We start from the raw sequence: 21355 nt of genomic DNA, 5'->3' as shown, positions 1-21355 counted from the left end.
CTGGCCGCGATCAAGGGTGGGAGTGGGCTTGCTCACGAAGGGGCCGGCACATTCAGCATTGCTGTTGACTGACCTGAAGCTTCGCGAGCAAGCCCGCTCCCACAAGGGGAAGTCGCTGTTATTTCGGATCGGGTTTTGCCAGCAAGGTGTAGATGCACGGCAGCACAAACAGGGTAAACAGGGTGCCGATCGACATCCCTGTGGCAATCACCATCCCGATATCGAACCGGCTCACTGCGCCCGCACCGGTCGCCAGAATCAATGGCACCATGCCGAACACCATCGCCGCCGTGGTCATCAATACCGGGCGCAAACGAATCGCCGCGGCTTCCTCGACCGCTTCGCGCGCAGTCAGGCCTTTGTCCTTGCGCAACTGGTTGGCGAACTCGACGATCAGGATTCCGTGCTTGCTGATCAACCCGATCAGCGTCACCAGCCCGACCTGGGTGTAGATGTTCATGCTCGACCAGCCAAGGAACAGCGGAATCAGCGCACCGCAGATCGACAGCGGCACCGTCACCAGAATCACCAATGGATCACGGAAGCTCTCGAACTGCGCCGCCAGCACCAGGAAAATGATCGCCAGCGCCAGGGCGAAAGTTACCCACAGGGCGCTGCCTTCCTGCACGTACTGGCGTGAAGCACCGCCATAGTCGAAGGAAAAACCGGCCGGTGCTTCTTCCCGGGCGATCTGCAGCACGGTGTCAATGGCCTCGCCCATGCTGACCAACGGGAATCCAGAGATTTTCGCGGCGTTGAGTTGCTGGAACTGGTTGAGCTGGCGCGGTCGCGCCCGGTCGCTGACCTTGATCAGGGTCGACAGCGGCAGCAGCTCGCCCTGGGTATTCTTCACGTAGTAATTGTTCAGCCAGCCGGGGTTTTCACGGTACGGTCGCTCGACCTGGGCAATCACCTTGTAACTGCGGCCTTCGATGGTGAAACGGTTGATTTCCGCCTCGCCCAGCAGCGTCGCCAGGGTGCCGCCCAGATCCTGCATCGACACGCCCATCTGCGCGGCTTTGGCGCGGTCGATATCGACCACCACTTCCGGTTTGTCGAACGCCAGATCGAGGTCGACGAAGGCGAATTTGCCGGACTCCATCGCGCGTTTCTTGATCCGGTCAGCCACTTGCAGCAGTACCTCGTAGTCATTGGCGGTATTGACCACGAATACGAACGGCAAGCCTTCACCGGTGCCGGGCAGGGACGGCAGGTTGAAGCCGAAAATCTGCAGGCCGGGGATACTCGCCAGTTTGCCTTGCACCTCGGGCAGGATCTGCATCTGGGTGCGGCTGCGCTCGTTCCATGGCTTGAGCAGGAAGCCGCCGATGCCCGCTTGTACGCCGTTGTAGCCGTTGATCTGGAACGAGGAGTAGTACTCCGGAAACTCCTTGAAGATCTTGATGAACTCGTCGGTGTAAGTGCTCAGGTAATCGAGGTTGGTCGGCTGCGGGGCGTTGGCCATCATGAAAATGATGCCCTGATCCTCGTCCGGCGCCAGTTCCGACTTGGTGAACTTGAGAAATACCGGGATCAGGCACAGCACGATCACGGCGAATACCAACACCACCGGCCGCGTATTCAGTGTGCCGTGGAGCATGCTTTGGTAGCGGCGCTTGAGTCTGTCGAAGATGCGGTCGAGACGGTGTGCCAGGCCACTGGGGTTTTCTTCGTGGCGCAACAGCAGGGCGCACATCATCGGCGACAGGGTCAGGGCAACGACCCCGGAAATCACCACGGCGCCAGCCAGGGTCAGGGCGAACTCCTTGAACAGCGCCCCGGTCAGTCCGGTGAGGAAGCCGATCGGTGCATACACCGCCGCCAGGGTGATGGTCATCGACACCACCGGCATGGCGATTTCCCGTGCGCCTTCCAGTGCTGCCTCCAGCGGCGTCTTGCCTTCCTCGATATGCCGGTGGATGTTCTCCACCACGACAATCGCGTCATCCACCACCAGACCGATGGCCAGCACCATCGCCAGCAGCGTCAAGAGGTTGATCGAGTAGCCCATCATCTGCATGAAGAACATCACGCCGATCATCGACAGCGGGATGGTCACCACCGGGATCACCACCGAGCGCAATGCGCCGAGGAACAGGAACACCACCACGATCACGATCAGCACCGCTTCGAACAGGGTTTTCACCACTTCGTCGATCGAGGCCTGAATGAACTGGGTGGCGTCGTAGGCAATCTCGCTTTTGAGGTTGGGCGGCAACTGCGCTTCCAGCTCCGGCATCAGCTTGCGCACCTCCTTGATCACGTCCAGCGGGTTGGCCCCGGGCGTGGCCTTGATGCCGATGTACACCGAGGGCGTGCCGCCGAAAGAGCTGATCGAATCATAGTTTTCCGCGCCCATCTCGACCCGCGCCACATCGCTGAGCAGCACGCGGCTGTCGCCATTGACCTTGAGCGGAATCGCCGCGAAGGCCTCGGCGGATTTCAGCTCGGTGTTGGCGTTGATGCTGGTGACCACGTACTCGCCCTTCACTTCGCCGGCGGCGGAGAGGAAGTTGTACTGGCGCACCGCGTTGGTCACGTCGCTGGCGCTGAGGCCGAAACCGGCGAGTTTCACCGGGTCGAGCCACAGGCGCATGGCAAACACCTGATTGCCGAGAATCTCCGCTTCGGCCATGCCCGGCAGGGTCGCCAGTTTGGGCTGGATCACCCGCGACAGGTAGTCGGTGATCTGCGGGTTACTCAGTTCCTTGCTGAAGAAGCTGATGTACATCAGCGCCGAGGCGTCGGCCGATTCCTTGCTCAGCACCGGGTCTTCGGCGTCCTGTGGCAGCTTGTTCTTCACCTCGTTGGCCTTGGCCAGCAGTTCGGTGAACAAACGGTCGGTGTTGGAACCGATGCGCGCGTAGATCGAGATCACCGAGAAGTTCTGGCGACTGACCGAGGTCATGTAGTCGATGCCCTCGGCACTGGCGAGGCTCTGCTGCATCGGTTGGGTGATGTAGCCCTGAATGGTCTCGGCGTTGGCCCCGGGGTAGGCGGTGGTCACCGTGATCAGGGCGTTTTCCATCTGCGGGTATTGGCGCAGCGGCAGCTTGCTCCAGGCCTGGAAACCCAGCAGCACAATCAGCAGGCTGACCACGGTAGCGAGCACCGGGCGGCGGATGAACGGATCGGTAAAAGCCATGGGGATTCCTTGATCAGTCGACGCGAGGCGGACTGTTCTGCTCGCCGAGGGTCTTGTCGTCGCTGATGGCAATGTGTGCGCCGTTGTCCAGTTTGATCTGGCCGGCGGTCACCACTTGTTCGCCGCTCTGCACGCCCTTGTTGATCATCACCAGGCCATCGCGGCGTTCACCGGTCTCGATGAAACGGCGCTCGGCGATCAGCACCGGCTGGCCCTTGTCGTCTTTGACCACGCTGCCGTCCTCGGCTTTCTGTTGCCCGACCACGTACAGCGAGTTGCCGTAGAGGGTGTAGGTGATCGCGCTTTCCGGCACGACGATGTGTTTCTGCGGGTCGGGCAGCAACACGTTGAGGCTGGCGAACATGCCCGGCAGCAACTTGCCGTCGGGGTTGGCCAGGGTCGCGCGCACCAGAATATTGCGCGTGCTGCTCTCGACAATCGGATTGATCGCGCTGATGGCGCCGGGGAAGTTCTGCCCGGGATAGGCCGCGACGCCGATCTGCACCGGTTGACCGATGGCCAGTTTCGGCACCGATTGCTCCGGTACATAGAAGTCGGCGTAGAGGCTGCTCAGGTCCTGCAGGGTGGCGATTTTGGTGCCACTGGCGAGGTAGTCGCCGACATCGACCTGACGGATGCCGATGGTGCCGCTGAATGGCGCGAGGATGCGTTTTTTCGCCAGCGAGGCGTTGAGCTGATTGACCGTAGCCTTGTTCTTTTGCAACACGGCGGAGAGCCGGTCGTATTCGCCCTTGGAGATCGCGCGGCTGTCGACCAGTTGGCTGCCGCGACCGAAATCCAGTTGCGCCAGGCCCAGATCGGCCTTGGCGGTTTCCAGCAGGGCGGTTTCGACCGCGCTGTCGAGTTGCAGCAACGGTTGCCCGGCCTTGACCTTCTGCCCGGATTCGAACTTGATCTCGGTGACCGTGCCGGCGACTTCCAGGCTCAGCTCGACGCCTTGCAGCGCCTTGAGCGTGCCGACGGTCGGCAGACGCATCTGCCACGGCTGTTCGGTGGCGCGGCCCACGGCAACGCTGATCGGCGGTTTCGGTTTGGCAAAGCCCTGGATCATGGTGTAGATCGAAAAGGCTTTGTACCCGCCCAATACCAGGACGACCAGCAAGACAACACCCAACATGATCAGCATGCGGCGACGCAGCATATTTCCAGTTCCTTGGATAAATCAGGTGAGACAGGCGGGAACATTACTCCGAGTGAGGTGGGTATTCCAACTGGCAGTTATTACAGTGAGGACGAATAAAACCCCTGTGGCGAGGGAGCTTGCTCCCGCTGGACTGCGCAGCAGTCCCATGCTTTTGAGTTAAAAAGCGGGGCCGCTTCGCGCCCCAGCGGGAGCAAGCTCCCTCGCCACAGTTACCGCGTTGATTCAGGCCATCAAGTGCAGATGGTTGTCCCAGAGCCCCGCCGGCAACTCCAGCGGCTTGGCCTGCAGTTGATCCTGGCGGCAGTCGTAGTAACGGCAACGGCCCTGGCCCGAGGTCACGACGAAACCGTCCTTCACCGCACCGACGCCGGCGCAATCGGGCAGTGGCGCGTCGAGACGCACTTCGCCGCTGTCCAGATCCCAGATGAAGAAGCGGTTGCCACGCGGTGCCGTCAACGCCACCAGCCTCAGTTCGCTGTGTACCGCGACGCTGGCGGTGTAGTGACCCATCGACTGCAACTGATGCTCCGGCACCGGGAACGCTACGAAGGGCTGGCCCGGACGCTTGATCGCCAACAGCTCGGAACGCTCATGCGAGGCGCCCATGAACTGCTGGCCGGCGACGATGGTGCCGTCGCTGGCGATGCCCAGGTGACGCACGCTGTTCATTTGCTGGGAAAGGGTTTCCTTGCTCAGCAGGGTGCCGTCGCGCTGCATCAGTACCAGGCTCGGTTCCATGGCATTGAGGTTCATGTCGACGCGGCTTTCGGCCTCGGTCCGAATCCCGCCGTTGGCCACCACCAGGGTTTCGCCATCGGGCATCCACGACACTTGATGCGGGCCGAGGCCATGGGTGGAAATCTCGCCGCTGTGCACCAGTCGCTCGCCTTCGAATTTGTACACCCCGAGCAGACCACGCCCCGGATCAGTGGTGTCGTTCTCGGTGGCGTACAGGTATTCGCCGTCCTTGTGCACCACGGCGTGACCGTAGAAATGCCGGTTCGGCTGCGAGGTCACGGTTTGCAGCAACGTCCCGTCGCGCAGATCGATCAGGTAGCTCTCGGTGCCGGGGCGGCGGGCGACGAACAGCGCGATCGGCAGCGTCGGGTGGTTGATGATGTCGTGGCAGCGCTGGCCGACTTCGGTGGCGAACACCCGAGTACCGTCCAGCCGATAACCGACGGCGTAATGCTTGCCGTCGGTGTCATCGCGCGCCGAGAGCAACAGCGGGCTCTGATCCTTGCGCTTGAACAGCGTCCAGCCGCCCAGTGTCACTGCTCCCAGCAGCAAACTACCTAAAGTCAGAGCCTGGCGTCGCAGCATGGCACTTGCCCTCATCAGTCACCGTCGTTGGCGTTGAAGCCCAGTTGGATGCCCAGCGCCTTGGCCAGTTCGCCTTCGTGCAGGCGATGGACGACGTTGAGGCTGTCGTAGAGATCGTTGAGTTGCTGACGACCGGCGTCGTCCTGCAGCATTTCGGTCAGCGAGCGCTGGGTGCTGTCAAACAGTTTCAGCGACGCGGCGTAGGCGGCGTCGATCTTGTCCGCCAACGGCTTCTGCTCGGCCGGCAACAGACCGCGCAGGCCTTTGTTGTCGACGCCTTCCCAGACGGTTTTGGCCGCGGCCAGACTGGCCTCCAGCGCGGTCAGCGACGACTGGCTGCGCCACGCATCAGCCTGGAACGGCTGCGGCACGCCCTTGCTCTGACGGCCCATCGGCGTACCGAGTTTTTTCTTCAGGGTGTCGAGTGCGGTGACCTGCACACGCAGCAGATCGGCGATCGCTTCGTGAGAGTCGGCGTAGCGCTGGTTAGGGAATTTGCTCATCTGCGCGAGCATGCCGTCGGTGTTGTTCCAGCTCTGCAGAATCTCTTCGGCCAGTTGCTTCTGACGCTCGCCGATGGCGATCAGCAGCGGGCAGTATTTGGCCTTCTGATCAGCGTTGGCGACGTCTGGCTTTTCGTCGAACAGGATGTATTCGTAAGCCGACAGACCTTGCACCACGACGCTGGATTTGGCCAGGGCGGCGGCGTCGATTTGCGGCTGGGCGACGACCAGTTGCTCGACCTGACGGCCGACGAGGTTCTTCTTGTCCGGCCAGAACTGTACCTGCCACGAACGGTTGCCCTCGGCCAATGGGCCGATCAGCAGCGGTTGCAGCTCGGCCCAGGCTTTCTGCGCGTGCAGGAAGTCGGCGCGGGCGGTTTCCAGGGTTTCCTTGCCCTGGCAGTAGGCGAGGGCGCTGACCGCCAGTTGCTTGTCGGCTTCGACCCAACGGGTGTAGGTCGGCAGGATCACCGATTTGGCGATGGCCGCCGACGTGACCGCTTGCGGATCCTGCGGCGAGCAGGCGCCGAGGGCGAGTGCGGCAAGGCTGGTGAACAACAACTTGGGACGGAACATGTCGGGCTCCCGATTCTTTTAAGTGTTTAAAGTGAGTTCAAGAACGCCAGCAGCGCGGCACGCTGCTCGGCGTTGAAAGACAAAACCTGTTGCTGCGCCTTCTGTGCTTCGCCGCCATGCCAGAGCACGGCTTCGAGCAGATTGCGGGCGCGGCCGTCATGCAAGAACTGGGTGTGGCCACTGACCGCCTGCGTCAGGCCGATGCCCCACAACGGCGGGGTGCGCCAGTCGCGGCCGGAGGCCTGGAATTCAGTGCGGTTGTCGGCCAGACCGTCGCCCATGTCGTGCAGCAGCAGATCGCTGTACGGGCGAATCACTTGATTGGCCAGTTCAGGTTCGGCCGCGTTGGCGGCGGTGGTGTATTTCGGCGTGTGGCAGGACTGGCAACCGGCCTGGAAAAAAAGGTTCTTGCCGGCCAGCACTTGTTCGTCGCTGACGCCACGGCGTGCCGGCACTGCGAGGTTGCGCGTGTAGAACAGCACCAGACGGAGGATGTTGTCACTGACTTCCGGCTCGCCGTCCGGACCATTGCCGTTGGGTGCCTGTTTGCACGCGGTTTGCGCGTCGGTGCAGTCATCGAAGGGCCTCAGGCTGGTCGTGAGGCCCATGTCTCCGGAGAACGCGTGGACATTCTGCTGATTGAGATTCGGTTGCCCGGCTTTCCAGCCGAAGCGACCCATGACGGTCTTTTGCTGCGCGTCATCCCAGACCCGATTCGCCCGACCATTAATGCCGTTGTTCTCTTTGGCTTGCGCGGCGGCGTTGGCGAGGATCGCTTCTTCAGGGATCGCCTCGAGCAGGCCGAGGCCGATCATCGGCGGCGCGACCCGGGCCGAGAAACGCGTGTCCGGGTGCATCGGGCCGTAGCCCAACTGACTGAATTGCAGAACCGGTTTGCGCAGCTCCACTTCGGTGCCGTCCTTGAAACGGATCGGCACCGGGGTGTACTCGACACGCACCTTGCCTTCCGGGGTGACCCCGGGCACGGCCATGTCCTGGAACTGGCCGCCGTAGACCGGCTCCGGCACCACGCCGACTTGCTCGATGACTTTGGCATAGGCCGGCGAATCGGGAATCGACAGACGCACCAGCATCGATACCGCGTTCGCCGCATCGGGGGCTGGCGGGTGTCCACGACCATCCTTGATGTGGCAGTTCTGGCAGGCGTTGGTGTTGAACAACGGGCCGAGGCCATCGCGGGCGGTGGTGGTCGACGGGGCGATTACCCACGGGCTGCGGAAGAAGCTGTTGCCGACGCTGAAGTCGACCCGGCGCGACGGCGGCAGGTTGGCCGAGGGCAGGGAGAAAGCGTTCTGATCGGTCTTGCGCACGGTCGCCGCCCCACCCGAACGCGCTTCACCGGGCTCAGCCTTGGTAAAACGCGGGGCGTCATCGCAGGCACTCAGGCCCAGGGCCAGAAACAGTGCGGACAAGCGAAGAAGCAGCGAGGGCATCAGACATCCTGCGGACGGGCGAAAACAAAGGCGCAAAGTCTAACAGGGCGAGTGAGTTTGAATAAGAGGAATTATCGTTTGCTTGATTTGCGGCAGTGATTTGGAAAAACGCAGTCCCCCTTGTGGGAGAGGGCTTGCTCGCGAAAGCGGTGGGTCAGACACAGATGAATTGACTGATACACCGCTTTCGCGAGCAAGCCCGCTCCCACAGGGTTTTGTGTATGGCAGGCATGAAAAAGGCGACCCGGAGGTCGCCTTTTTCAGTCGAACGCGCGTGATCAGAACTCGTGATCAGCGTTGTCCGGGTTCAGGTCGCTGATGCCCAGCTTGCCGGCAGCCGCTTCGATCGAACCGGTCTGCTTGACCAGCGCAGCGATGGCATCACGCACGATCTGGTTGCCAGCGGTATTGCCCGCAGCGATCAACTGATCGTAGTGCTCACCCTTGTTGGCGTGATCGACCATGACCTGGATCTTGGCTTCGGTAGCGGCCAGATCGGCTTTCAGCGCGTTGTCGGCAGCCGGGTCGGCCTTGGCCACCAGCGACGACAGGCTGGCACCGGTCATCTTGGTGCCGTCGGTGCGGGTGTATTCGCCCAGGTACACGTTACGAATGCCTTTGGCATCGTAGAAGTGCGAGTTGTGGGTGTTGTCGCTGAAGCAATCCTGTTCGTCTTCCGGGGAGTTGGCTTCCAGGGATACTTTCATGCGCTCGCCCGCCAGTTCACCCAGCGACAGACTGCCCATGCCGAACAGCATTTTGCGCAGGCCGGTTTCGGCAGGCTCGGCTTCCAGGGTGGCGCGGTAGTTGTCAGCCACGTTCGGCTTCCAGTTACCGACCATTTCTTCCAGATCGCTGACCAGCAGTTGGGTCACCGCTTTGAGGTACGCACGACGACGATCGTTGTGACCGCCGGTGGCGCCCGCGCCTTCCAGGTAGTCGGAAGCAGGACGGTTGCCGGCGCCCGGGCCGGTGCCGTTCAGGTCCTGGCCCCAGAGCAGGAATTCGATAGCGTGGTAGCCGGTGGCGACGTTGGCTTCGGAACCGCCCAACTCGTTCAGGCTGGCGAGTTTTTCCGGGGTGATGTCTTTGACATCGACCTTGTCTTCGCCGACCTGGATTTCAGTGTTGGCGATGATATTGGCGTTGGCACCCGGGTTACCCAGTGCGTGCTCGTAGGATTTGTCGACGTAGTCGATCAGGCCTTCGTCCAGAGGCCAGGCGTTCACCTGACCTTCCCAGTCGTCGATGATGGTGTTGCCGAATCGGAATACTTCGCTCTGCAGGTAAGGTACGCGTGCGGCGATCCACGCTTCACGGGCGGCTTTCAGCGTCTCGGCATTCGGCTTGGCGAGGAAGGCGTCTACGGCGGTCTGCAGGGTTTTCGCGGTGGATTCGGCATCGCTGTAGACGGCGAAGACCATGTCGGTGTAGTGCGCGACCACAGCCTTGGCGGCGGCTTCGTCGACTTTCCCGGCTGCGGCAGGAGCAGCGGCAGCGGTGCTGGCGGCTGGAGTCGGCGTGGCCGCAGCGGCCGCCTTGTCTTTGCCTTCGCCGCAACCGGCGAGGGAAATAGCGATGGCCAGCAGACTGGCGGTAGCCAGAGGCATACGAATCATGGCGAACATCCTGCTTCGGTAAATGAATGGACAGGGCGCGGGGGTGCGCAAAGCTGCGACATAATGCAAATCTTTCGCATTATGTGTAAAGGGCTGTGGCTGGAAATATTTCTTGTTTACGCCGGTGTGATGGCGCAGATCAAAAGATCGCAGCTTCGTTTCACTCGACAGCTCCTACAGGGGAATGCGCTCCCTGCAGGAGCTGCCGCAGGCTGCGATCTTTTGACTTTATAAAATAGCCGCGTTGCTGCGCTGGGCTTGCTTGAGGTAGGCAGTCAGTTCCCGGGCAGGCAGCGGTTTGCTGTAGTGGTAACCCTGACCTTCGTGACAGCCTTCGGAGATGATGTAGGACTCCTGCTCGGCGGTTTCCACGCCTTCGGCGATCACCTGCATGCCCAGGCTCTTGCCCAGTTGAATGATCGCGCGAACGATGGTCGCATCATCGTCGTCATCCAGCAGATCCTGAACGAAGCTCTTGTCGATCTTGATCTTGTCCAGCGGCAGGCTTTTCAGATAACTCAGTGATGAGTAGCCGGTGCCGAAGTCGTCGATGGCGATCAGCGCCCCGGAACGACGCAGGCTCAGCAGATGTTGGGCGGCGGTGCTGATGTCTTCCATCAGGCCGGTTTCGGTGACTTCCAGCTCCAGGCTGCGCGGCGGCAGGCGGTAGATCTGCAGCAGGTTGTTAACCACTCGCGGCAACTCGGCGTGGTGCAGTTGCACGGTGGACAGGTTGACCGCCATGCGCAGATCGACGAAGCCCTGATCGTGCCATTCGCGCAATTGCTTGCAGGCCTGATCCAGCACCCATTCGCCGATGGCGATGATCGTGCCGTTCTGCTCGGCCAGCGGGATAAACAGGTCCGGCGGCACCAGACCGTGCTCCGGGTGCTGCCAGCGAATCAGCGCTTCGACCCCGACCACGCGGTGATCGCGGTAGCTGATCTGCGGTTGATAGACGAGGTAGAACTGATCGCGAATCAGCGCGTCACGCAGGTCTTTTTCCAGTTCGCGACGGCGACGCATCTCGCTGTCGACGCTGGCGATGTAGAACTGATAGCGATTGCGCGAACGGGTCTTGGCCAGCGTCATGGTCTGCTCGGCCTTCTGCAACAGCTTCTCGGTGCTGTCGCCGTCCTCGGGGAACAGGGTGATGCCGATGGTTGCGCGCAGGCGGATTTCCTGATGGTCGAGGGCAAACGCCGCTTCCAGATCATCGAGGATGCTTTGCGCCAGCTCTGCCGCTTCGTAAGGTTGTTCGATATCGGCCTGCACCAGCGCAAACTGGTCGCCGCCCAGACGGGCGAGGGCACCCAGGCGACCGCTATGGCCGCGCAGGCGGTCGGCCAGCGCCAGCAGCAACTGGTCGCCGGTCTGGTAGCTGAACTGCTCGTTGATCCCTTTGAAATCGTCCAGCCCCACGCACAACACCGCGACCCGACGTTGCAGCTTGCCGGCGTCGACCAGAATCTTGTCCAGTTGCTGCTGCAATTGCTGGCGGTTCGGCAGACCGGTGAGGAAGTCGTACTGAGCCATGCGCAGCAGGCTGTTTTCCGCTTCGTGGCGCAGGTGCGTGTTGCGTTCGATGGATTCAAGCAACTGGTTGGCGGTGTTGATCCAGATGCCGAGTTCGTTCTTCTCGTTGCCCTTGATCTGCGGAATCTTGTGCTCGCTGGGGCGATCGGGATTGATTTCGGTCAGGTGCTCGATGATCCGCGACAGCGGCTTGGTCAGCAGCCAGTGATAGACCAGATACAGCACCAGGCCCATGGCCAGGGCGCGCAACACGCCGGAAATGAAAATGATCACCGAACTGACGATGAAACTCTCGCCATAGGTGGCGGTGTCGAGGGTGATGCTCAGGTCGCCGTAATACTCGCTGTACGGGCCGCGGCCGACCAGTTGGGTGGTGAAGGTGCGTTCCTGACCGAGGATCAGATCGGTCAGCCAACGGCTGTTGGAGTGCTGCAACTCGCGGGATTTTTGCGCGAGCATGGCTTCGTTGGGATGGCCGATGGAGGCCTGGCGCACGGCGTCGTCCTGGAACAGGCCTTCGATCACCTGCATGCCCATTTCCCGGTCCAGGCTGTACACGGCCTGAGTCGAGGGATCACGGAACATGTCGAGGATGCGCTGCGCATCGCCGGCCACCGCCTGGCGGGTTTTATAGGCATCGAAAACGATCTGGGCGCAGCTCAAGACTACGCCGACGATCAATGCCGAAAGGAGCACGACCCGGAGCAACTTCACCGACAAGCTGTTCTTGAGTTCCAGCTTCAAAGGGTTATTCCTTGTTCCGTGCGGGTAGCGTCAAGTTGCCATGAGTATTGGCAATCCCGTGTTGGCAGTCAAAGGGACAATCAAGCCCCGGAACATTTGCCCGTGGCCTTGGCCGAAATGCTGCTGTCTGGAGTCTCAGCTCTATTTGTACTGTGTCGGTAGTTTCGGCCCTCAACTTGAGCGGTGCGGAACAAATTTTCACTGATTTGATGGTAGCTCGCTGTGCTGCACCAGCAAGCGGCCGGAGCCAGCGTTCATCGTGAGAAAAACGCTATTCCCTGTAGGAGCTGCCGCAGGCTGCGATCTTTTGAAGTTGATTGTAAAAACAAGATCAAAAGATCGTCCGAACGCGGCCCGAACCTTCGGCAGCTCCTACAGAAATCAAAGGCATAAAAAAACCCGGCCATAGCCGGGTTTTTTATCTGGCGCGCAGCTTAAGCGGTGAAGGTTTTGCCTTCGAACTGCTCAGCAACGAACTTCCAGTTGACCAGGTTCCAGAACGCTTCAACGTACTTCGGACGCAGGTTGCGGTAGTCGATGTAGTAAGCGTGTTCCCAGACGTCGCAGGTCAGCAGCGGGGTGTCGCCGCTGGTCAGCGGGTTGCCGGCGCCGATGGTGCTGGCCAGAGCCAGGGAACCGTCAGCCTTCTTCACCAGCCAGCCCCAGCCGGAACCGAAGGTGCCGATCGAGGTTTTGCTGAACTCTTCCTTGAACTTGTCGAACGAACCGAAAGCCGCATTGATGGCTTCAGCCAGTGCGCCGGTTGGTTGACCGCCGGCGTTTGGCGCCAGGCAGTTCCAGTAGAAAGTGTGGTTCCAGACCTGAGCGGCGTTGTTGAAGATGCCGCCCGAGGAAGTCTTGACGATCTCTTCCAGGGTCTTGCCTTCGAACTCGGTGCCTGGCACCAGGTTGTTCAGGTTCACGACATAGGTGTTGTGGTGCTTGTCGTGGTGAAATTCCAGGGTTTCCTTGGAAATGTGCGGCTGCAGGGCATCGTGTGCGTAAGGCAGCGGCGGCAATTCGAAAGCCATGATGATTCTCCTAATCAGGTCTGTTGCGGTGAGCGCAAGGCCGATCACGGGCGGCCAGAAATGCACCGACGAGTTTTTACTCTTTGCGGCGCAGGGTTCGGATCATAGCACCGGGGTCAAGGCTTAACCACGCAACAACTGTGTGGGATAGAGGTTCCAGAGCTGTTTGGAATAAATCACTGCGTCAATATCAATTGCCCTGCGACTGTAAACATCATCAACGCCACCACCAGATCGAGAATCCGCCAGGTACTCGGCCTTGCCAGCCATGGCGCAAGCCATGCGGCACCCAGTGCAAGAGTGAAAAACCACAGCAGCGACGCACTCGCCGCGCCCACGACATAAGCCCCCGGCACCGACTGCTGCGCACCGAGCGAGCCGATCAGCAACACCGTGTCCAGATAAACGTGCGGATTGAGCAACGTCACTGCCAGCGCGCTGAGCATCACCGCGCGCAACGAGCGTACGGTGTGGTTTTCGCCCTGATCCAGACTCTGTTTCGAGAACGCCCGGCGCAGCGCCTGGCTGCCGTACCAGATCAGAAAGACGGCGCCGCCCCAGCGCGCCACTGCGAGCAATGTCGGGTTCTGCGCCAACACCGTGGCCAGGCCGAAAACCCCGGCCGCCACCAGCAGCGCATCGCACGCCACACACAACGCCGCCACCGGCAGGTGATGTTCGCGCCGCAGACTTTGAGCCAATACAAAAGCATTCTGCGTGCCGATCGCCATGATCAACCCGAACGCCACCAGCAGGCCGTTCACATAGCTTTGCCACATAACGATTACTCCGCGTTGGCTGCGAGATCGCGCAGCACGTGCATGGCGCGTTCGGCGTCGGCCTGTCCGACAAACAAGTGGTCGTGGTAGTAACCGGCGATCACGTTGCAACTGATCCCGGCCTTGCCCAGTGCGCTGGCGAACGCAGCGGTGAGGCCGACCGCTTCCAGTGCCGAATGCACGTTGAGGGTGATCCACGCCGCGACATAATCGAAACTGAACCCGGCGTGTTCCGCCTGAGAGCGTTCGAGGATCACGGTCAGGCCTTCCTGTTCACGAAAGCTGCCGACAATCTCCAGACCGTCGGGCAACTGAGCGTCACGCAGGGTGCAGAACACGTATTCGCCGGCATTGAGCTGCGGGCTCATGCTGCGCAGCAACGTCGTGAGTGAGGTTTCGCCAGCCATTGCAGTGTTCCTTGATAAAGAGTGCTTGCTGGCTATTCTCCGGTCGAAAGCTGTATAAGAAAAACCAATAGTGCTGATCGCTCATTAGGAAAACTGATGTTCGACTATAAATTGCTTTCCGCGCTGGCCGCTGTGGTCGAGCAGGCCGGATTCGAACGCGCCGCACAGGTGCTGGGCTTGTCGCAATCGGCGATTTCCCAGCGGATCAAACTGCTGGAAGCGCGGGTCGGCCAACCGGTGCTGGTGCGCGGCACACCGCCGTCGCCGACCGAGATTGGCCGGCGGCTGCTCAACCATGTGCAGCAGGTGCGCCTGCTTGAGCGTGACTTGCAGACCCTGGTGCCGGCGCTCGACGAAGAGGGCGTGCCGGAGCGTTTGCGCATCGCCCTCAACGCCGACAGCCTCGCCACCTGGTGGGCCGAAGCCGTGGGCGATTTCTGCGCCGAGCAGCATTTATTGCTGGATCTGGTGGTGGAAGATCAGACCGTCGGCCTCAAGCGCATGCGTGCCGGAGAAGTCGCGGCGTGTGTCTGTGCCAACGAACGCCCGGTGGCCGGTGCGCGCAGTGTGTTGCTCGGGGCGATGCGCTATCGGGCGCTGGCCAGTCCGGCGTTCATCGAACGGCATTTTCCCGATGGCGTGCGTGCCGAACAGTTGCCGCGTACCCCGGCGCTGGTGTTCGGGCCGGACGATTTCCTCCAGCATCGCTACCTCGCATCGCTTGGTGTCGACGGTGGTTTCGAGCACCACTTGTGCCCGTCATCCGAAGGTTTTGTGCGTCTGACCGAAGCCGGGTTCGGTTGGGGACTGGTGCCGGAACTGCAAGTGCGCGAGCAGTTGCAACGCGGGACTTTGCGCGAACTGTTGCCAGATAAACCGATCGATGTGCCGTTGTACTGGCATCATTGGCGCAATGGCGGTCAGTTGCTGGGCTTGCTGACCGAACAATTGCTACGTTCTTCACCACGATGGCTGGTGCCCTTGGGCTGACGGTCAGCGTCAAGACAGACGTATCAGGTAAACGAAAGACATCGGAGCGTTACATGAAAATTCTGGTCACCGGCGCAAGCGGCTTCATTGGCGGACGCTTTGCGCGTTTCGCCCTGGAGCAGGGCCTGGACGTGCGGGTCAACGGTCGCCGGGCCGAGAGCGTCGAGCATCTGGTGCGCCGTGGCGCCGAGTTCGTCCCGGGCGATCTCACCGATGCGGATCTGGTGCGCGAACTCTGCGCCGACGTCGAAGCCGTGGTGCACTGTGCCGGTGCCGTCGGCTTGTGGGGGCGTTATCAGGACTTTCATCAGGGCAACGTGCAGGTTACCGAAAACGTCGTCGAAGCCTGCCTCAAGCAGCGCGTGCGGCGGCTGGTGCATCTGTCGTCGCCGTCGATCTACTTCGATGGCCGCGATCACCTCGGCCTGACCGAGGAGCAAGTGCCCAAGCGCTTCAAGCATCACTACGCGGCGACCAAATATCTGGCCGAGCAAAAGGTCTTCGGCGCCCAGGAGTTCGGCCTCGAAACCATCGCCCTGCGCCCGCGTTTCGTCACCGGTGCCGGCGACATGAGCATCTTCCCGCGCCTGCTGAACATGCAGCGCAAGGGGCGTCTGGCGATCATCGGCGACGGTCTGAACAAGGTCGATTTCACCAGCGTGCAGAACCTCAACGAGGCGCTGCTCAGCAGCCTGCTGGCGGCCGGTTCCGCGTTGGGCAAGGCCTACAACATCAGCAATGGCGCGCCGGTGCCGTTGTGGGATGTGGTCAATTATGTGATGCGCAAAATGGAAGTGCCGCAGGTCACTAAATACCGCTCGTACGGTCTGGCCTACAGTGTTGCGGCGCTCAACGAAGGCGTGTGCAAACTCTGGCCGGGACGCCCGGAGCCGACCCTGTCGCGGCTGGGCATGCAGGTCATGAAGAAAAATTTCACCCTCGACATCAGTCGCGCCCGGCATTATCTGGACTACGATCCGAAAGTCAGCCTGTGGTCGGCCCTCGACGAGTTCTGTGGCTGGTGGAAAGCTCAGGACATCCGTTGATACAAGTCGCCCGGCCGGCAATGAACCGCACTGCCGCTTGAGGGTCAATCCCTGCGGCTGCGGCGGTTATACTTCGCAGCATTCAGCCATCACCGCGTTCCACAAAGGTTGCCTCAATGTCCATGCGTAACGATGCCAACGACGATTTCGACGATGTACCGAGCCTGCGGGCCGACACCTTTGACGACGATGACATTCCGCCGACCGCCCGCACTTCCGTGCATTCGCGCACGCCGCCGGTGGTCAAGGTCAAGGCCGCGAGCACCGGGCCGTTGTGGGCGCTGGTTGGCGCGCTGTTCTTTGCTTTCATCGGTCTGGCCTGGTGGAGCTTCCAGCAGATTTCGCTGATGGAGCAGCAACTGGTGGCCACCCAGGAAAGCTTTGCGCGCATCAGCGAGGAAGCGGCGGGGCGCCTGCAGGATATTTCCGGCAAGGTCGTCGCCAGCCAGAGCAACGTCAACAGCGACAGCGAAGCCTTGAAGCAGCAGATCAAACAGCTGGAAACCCAGTTGCTGGATCAGAGTAAACAGCAGCAAGGCGTGGTCGGTCAGACCAGCGATCTGGACAAGCGTCTGGCGCAGATGACCGCGCAGACCACCGAACAACAGAACGCCAATACCCAGTTGCAGGCTCAAATCAAAGCCCTGAGTGCGGAACTGGCAACCCTGAAAAGCGCCCCGGTCGACACCGGCAAGTTCGATGCGCAACTCAAGAGCCTGAGTGCCGATATTGCCGCGTTGAAGAAGCAAGGTAACCCGAGCGCGGCGATCGAGCGTCTGGAGCAGGAAATCATCGTCCTCAAGAGTGAACAGGACAACCGCCCGGCCGCTGCGCAGGGTGGCGGCAATACCGCCGAGTTCGACGCATTCCGCGGCCAGATGACCCGCAACATCAACACCCTGCAGGCGCAGATCCAGAACCTGCAGCAGCAGATCAATGCCCGGCCATAGGGCCGGAGTCAGGAACCTTTGTGGCGAGGGAGCTTGCTCCCGCTGGAGTGCGAAGCGCTCCCCTGCTTTCGTTCAGGTAGAGCGCATTTGCAGGTTTTGCGACTGCTTCGCAGCCGAGCGGGAGCAAGCTCCCTCGCCACAGGGGATACCGCAACTTCTGGATTCATCTTCGACCGCCTTCCTACCCCAAGCCGTCTACGCTCTTGAAACACCAACAAGAACGAGGGATGCGTTATGGGTTTTTTGCATAAAGTGGCGTGGCTCGGTGTGATGCTTTTTGTGGGGGGAGCGCAGGTCAACGCTGCCACCGCGCAAAAGGATGACAGCAAGGCCGCCATTGCGCTGCTGGAAAAGGCCCTGGCCTATTACCACGACAATGGTGACAAGGCCTTCGCCGCGTTCAGCCGTCAGGGCGAGTTTGTCGACAAGGATCGCTACGTGTTTGTGGTCGATACCAAAGGCGTGATGCTCGCCAGTGGCGGCCCATCCTCAGCGTTGATCGGCCGTGACGTCAGCGAGGTGCTTGCGCCGGATTTGCAGAAAGCCTTCAAGGACGCCTTGCTGGTGCCGGAAGGCAACGGCATTCAACAGGCCGAATACCGCTGGCAGAACTGGGCGGACGGCAAGGTCGAGCGCAAACATGTGTATTACCAGCGCATCGGTCAGCGGATTCTGGCGGTCGGTTATTACCTGCCGCGTGCTTCAGCCGAACAGGCCAAGGCACTCCTCGACAAGGCTGCAACCGATCTGGGGAAAAACGAGAAGGGCACCCTGACGGCCATCAACTCGCTCAAGGGCGGTTATCTGCAGGATGACTTGTATGTGTTCGTCGTCGATTTGAACACCCAGCGCTACGTTGCTCACGGCACCAACCTGCGCTTGATCAATACCGATTTCAGCAAGATCAACGACCCGGAAGGCAAACCGGTGGGCGAGCCGATTCTGGCGCTGATCGCCAAGCAGGATGACGGCGAATACGAATACCGCTGGAAAAATCCGGTGACCGGCAAGGTCGAGGACAAGCATGCCTACCTGAAAAAGGTCGGGCATTTTCTGGTGGCGGTGGGTTACTACAGCCCCTGAGTGAACTGCCTTTGTAGGAGTGAGCCTGCTCGCGATGAGGGAGTGTCATTCAACAGTGATGTCGACTGACACACCCTCATCGCGAGCAGGCTCACTCCTACAGGGTTTAGCGATGTTGCTGTTATTTGGCGCCGTGCTCCCGCCCGCGCAGCAACTTGTTCGGCATCGCAATTGCCGCCGCCAGCCCCAGCAGCGATACCGCCGTACTCACCCACAGCAAATGGCGGAACGTCACAGAAAGCTCGGCGCGCAAGGCGTTCTGTGCATCACCCGGGGCGGCGTTCAAACCGTCGAGCAGCACATTGCCCGAATGCCCCTCGCTGATCAGCGCGTTGCTCGCCAGATGGGCAAAACTCGAGTCCTGCAAAAAGGCCAGCAACAGCGCCGACATCAACGCCACGCCCACCGCGCCGCCCAGCGAGCGGAACAGGTTGGTGGTGCTGGTGGCGACGCCGATGTCGCGCTGATCCACCGAGTTCTGCGTGCCCACCAGTGAGGTCGGGAACTGCATGCCGCCGGCAATCCCGCTGAGCAGCATGAACAGGCTGCTGACCAGCGTCGCGTCCGGTGGGCTGAACGCCATGCCGAGAATCGAGATCGGCATCAGCAGCGCGCCAGTCAGAATCTGTGGTTTATAACGGCCGGTGACCGAGGTGCGGCGTCCGGCGAAATAAGCGCCAATCGGCAGCCCCATCGCCAGCGGCAGCAAGTGCAACGCCGCCGCATCGGCCCCGGCGCCGGTGACGCTCTGGAAGCGCAACGGCATCAGCACGATCAGCGAGATCGCTTGGAAACTGGTGAAGAAAATCGTGCACCAGCACAGCAACGCATTGCGGTTGGTGAACAGGTGCATCGGCAGCAGCGGCTCACGCGCCCGGCGCTCATGCCAGACGAACACCGCCAGGACCAGCACTGCACAGGCAAACAAGCCGAGCACTTCGCTGCTGCGCCACGAATGGCCCTGACCGACCTGAGTGATGCCCAGCAGCAGGGCGGTCAAACCGATGATCATCAGCAGCGTGCCGAGGTAGTCGATGATCGGCTTGCGCTGCGGAATCGGCAGCCCGCGGAGGTTGCGATTGGCAACCCACCAGGCGCCAAGCCCCAGCGGCAGGTTGATCAGGAACACCCAGCGCCACGACAGGTATTCGGTCATGTAGCCACCGAGCACCGGCCCGGCGACGCTGGCGACCGCGTACATGCTGCTGAAGTAACCCTGATAACGGCCGCGTTCGCGGGGCGGGACGATGTCGCCGATGATCGCCTGACTGACCGAAATCATCCCGCCGGCGCCGATGCCCTGGAGAATCCGCGCCAGCACCAGTTGTTCCATGCTTTGCGCCATGCCGCAAAACAGCGAGGCGAGGGTGAACAGGCCCATGCCGAACAGCATCAGTTTGCGCCGCCCGTACAGGTCGCCGAGCTTGCCGTAGATCGGCACGGCCACGGTCATCGCCACCATGTACCCGGAAATCACCCAGGCCAGCAGGCTGACATCCTTGAATTGTGCGGAGATGGCGGGCATCGAGACGGCGACGATGGTCTGGTCCAGCGCGCCGAGAAAGATCGCCAGCATCAGCGCGACCAGCACGCTGCGAATGGCCGGTTTGGGTGTTTCAGGCTGGTGAAGATTGGTCACGGGCGAAACCTGCGGGCAGTGAGAGTCCCGCAGATCGTCAGGCGAGCGGGAATGCTCGCCAGTGTAAGTCGGTAGGAAGCTATTCGATAGCCTCATAAGGAAGTCCGACGTAATTTTCTGCAATGGTTTTTCGCCCCGCTTCTGAACTGACAAAGTAGTCCAGTTCCGAGGCGCTGATGCGCTGACTGAAATCATCGTGTTCGTCGAAGCGATGCAGCATCGAGGTCATCCACCAGGAAAAGCGTTCGGCTTTCCATACCCGGCGCAGGCAGATTTCCGAGTATTTCTCCAACAAGTCCGTGCGTCCTTCGCGGTAAACCTTCAGCAGGATATTGAACAAAGTGCTGACATCGCTGGCGGCCAGATTCAAGCCCTTGGCGCCGGTGGGCGGCACAATGTGCGCGGCGTCGCCGAGCAGAAACATCCGCCCGTACTGCATCGGCTCGACAACAAAACTGCGCAGCGGCGCGATGCTTTTTTCAATCGACGGGCCAGTCACCAGTTTTTCGGCAAGCGCGGCGGGCAGACGGGTTTTCAGCTCAGCCCAAAAGCGCTCGTCGGACCAGTCGGCGACGTTTTCCTCGGCCGGCACTTGCAGGTAGTAACGGGTGCGCGTGGCCGAACGCATGCTGCACAGGGCGAAGCCGCGTTCGTGACGGGCGTACACCAGCTCATCGTGCACCGGCGGGGTGTCCGCGAGAATCCCCAGCCAGCCGAACGGATAGACCCGCTCGAAAATCTTCAGGCAGTCTTCGGGAATCGACTGCCGGGCCACGCCGTGAAAACCATCGCAACCGGCGATGTAATCGCAATCGACGCGCCAGGTTTCACCGTCCTTTTCGAAAGTAATAAAGGCCTCGTCGCTTTTCATGCCGTGAGGAACGACATCGCTCACTTCATAAAACGACAGCGCCCCGGCCTCCCGACGAGCGGCCATCAGGTCGCGAGTGACTTCGGTCTGGCCGTAAACCATCACGGTTTTTCCGCCGGTCAAACCCTGCAGATCGATGTGTGCCAGACGTCCATCCAATGCCAGATCGAAGCCGGTGTGCACCAACCCTTCGGCATCCATGCGCGCACCCACGCCGGCCTGACGCAACAGCTCTACCATGCCTTGTTCAAGCACCCCGGCGCGAATTCGCCCGAGCACGTAATCGGGTGTCTGGCGTTCGACAATCAGGGTGTCGATGCCAGCATTGTGCAGCAACTGACCGAGGAGCAATCCGGACGGACCGGCGCCGATGATGGCGACTTGGGTTTTCAGCGTTTTCATTGTTTTTATGACTCGCAAGCTTCACGCGACGGGAGCCGGTGAATGATTTTTATGGATCGAGTGCTTGCATTTTTCCCTTGCGGGTCTGTCAA

At 61.0% G+C, this 21355-nt stretch carries 16 protein-coding genes; 4 read left to right on the top strand and 12 right to left on the bottom strand.

Features of this window, described 5'->3' with window-relative positions; translation table 11 throughout:
* Positions 1-118: 118 nt before the first annotated feature.
* From V9L13_RS14560 to V9L13_RS14515, 10 genes are all read right to left on the bottom strand, one after another.
* Positions 119-3145 (bottom strand): multidrug efflux RND transporter permease subunit, encoded by a 3027-nt coding sequence (locus V9L13_RS14560; protein ID WP_003227674.1) that lies wholly within the window; start codon positions 3143-3145, stop codon positions 119-121.
* 13 nt (positions 3146-3158) lie between these two features.
* Entirely contained in the window at positions 3159-4307 is a 1149-nt protein-coding gene (locus V9L13_RS14555; protein WP_103484874.1) for an efflux RND transporter periplasmic adaptor subunit, read from the bottom strand.
* A gap of 225 nt (positions 4308-4532) precedes the next feature.
* Positions 4533-5633 carry a DUF1513 domain-containing protein gene (locus V9L13_RS14550; RefSeq protein WP_003227668.1) on the bottom strand — a complete coding sequence of 367 codons (1101 nt, stop codon included), beginning with the start codon at positions 5631-5633 and terminating at the stop codon, positions 4533-4535.
* A gap of 14 nt (positions 5634-5647) precedes the next feature.
* Positions 5648-6712 (bottom strand): imelysin family protein, encoded by a 1065-nt coding sequence (locus V9L13_RS14545; protein WP_103484872.1) that lies wholly within the window; start codon positions 6710-6712, stop codon positions 5648-5650.
* Between the two features lie 26 nt (positions 6713-6738).
* Entirely contained in the window at positions 6739-8166 is a 1428-nt protein-coding gene (locus V9L13_RS14540) for a di-heme oxidoredictase family protein (protein WP_338799879.1), read from the bottom strand.
* A 278-nt stretch (positions 8167-8444) separates the two neighbouring features.
* Positions 8445-9785 (bottom strand): imelysin family protein, encoded by a 1341-nt coding sequence (locus tag V9L13_RS14535; RefSeq protein WP_338799878.1) that lies wholly within the window; start codon positions 9783-9785, stop codon positions 8445-8447.
* A 228-nt stretch (positions 9786-10013) separates the two neighbouring features.
* Positions 10014-12065 carry a bifunctional diguanylate cyclase/phosphodiesterase gene (locus V9L13_RS14530; protein WP_003227662.1) on the bottom strand — a complete coding sequence of 684 codons (2052 nt, stop codon included), beginning with the start codon at positions 12063-12065 and terminating at the stop codon, positions 10014-10016.
* Positions 12066-12499: 434 nt separating this feature from the next.
* Positions 12500-13096 carry a Fe-Mn family superoxide dismutase gene (locus V9L13_RS14525; protein ID WP_003227660.1) on the bottom strand — a complete coding sequence of 199 codons (597 nt, stop codon included), beginning with the start codon at positions 13094-13096 and terminating at the stop codon, positions 12500-12502.
* A gap of 176 nt (positions 13097-13272) precedes the next feature.
* Entirely contained in the window at positions 13273-13875 is a 603-nt protein-coding gene (locus V9L13_RS14520; protein WP_338799877.1) for a LysE/ArgO family amino acid transporter, read from the bottom strand.
* Positions 13876-13880: 5 nt separating this feature from the next.
* Complete coding sequence (locus V9L13_RS14515; protein WP_338799876.1) at positions 13881-14282, bottom strand: ACT domain-containing protein; 402 nt, start codon at positions 14280-14282, stop codon at positions 13881-13883.
* Between the two features lie 96 nt (positions 14283-14378).
* Here V9L13_RS14515 and V9L13_RS14510 point away from each other — a divergent pair, with 96 nt between their 5' ends.
* The 4 genes from V9L13_RS14510 to V9L13_RS14495 all read left to right on the top strand — a co-directional run bounded on the left by V9L13_RS14510 (position 14379) and on the right by V9L13_RS14495 (position 18351).
* A complete protein-coding gene (locus V9L13_RS14510; protein WP_338799875.1) occupies positions 14379-15272 on the top strand; it encodes a LysR family transcriptional regulator ArgP in 894 nt (297 codons plus the stop codon).
* A 53-nt stretch (positions 15273-15325) separates the two neighbouring features.
* Positions 15326-16318 carry an NAD-dependent epimerase/dehydratase family protein gene (locus V9L13_RS14505; protein ID WP_047296149.1) on the top strand — a complete coding sequence of 331 codons (993 nt, stop codon included), beginning with the start codon at positions 15326-15328 and terminating at the stop codon, positions 16316-16318.
* 116 nt (positions 16319-16434) lie between these two features.
* Complete coding sequence (locus V9L13_RS14500) at positions 16435-17268, top strand: ATPase (protein ID WP_338799874.1); 834 nt, start codon at positions 16435-16437, stop codon at positions 17266-17268.
* Positions 17269-17502: 234 nt separating this feature from the next.
* Entirely contained in the window at positions 17503-18351 is an 849-nt protein-coding gene (locus tag V9L13_RS14495; RefSeq protein ID WP_338799873.1) for a cache domain-containing protein, read from the top strand.
* A gap of 121 nt (positions 18352-18472) precedes the next feature.
* Here V9L13_RS14495 and V9L13_RS14490 read toward each other — a convergent pair whose 3' ends face one another.
* Together V9L13_RS14490 and pobA are read right to left on the bottom strand one after the other, a co-directional pair.
* Entirely contained in the window at positions 18473-19990 is a 1518-nt protein-coding gene (locus tag V9L13_RS14490) for an MDR family MFS transporter (RefSeq protein WP_226499496.1), read from the bottom strand.
* Positions 19991-20069: 79 nt separating this feature from the next.
* Entirely contained in the window at positions 20070-21263 is a 1194-nt protein-coding gene (pobA, locus tag V9L13_RS14485) for a 4-hydroxybenzoate 3-monooxygenase (RefSeq protein ID WP_338799872.1), read from the bottom strand.
* Positions 21264-21355 lie beyond the last annotated feature (92 nt).

Origin of the sequence: Pseudomonas sp. RSB 5.4, assembly GCF_037126175.1 — a bacterium.
In the GTDB taxonomy this organism is placed as follows: Bacteria; Pseudomonadota; Gammaproteobacteria; order Pseudomonadales; family Pseudomonadaceae; genus Aquipseudomonas; species Aquipseudomonas fluorescens_H.
This window is presented reverse-complemented; position numbering and strand designations above follow the sequence as displayed.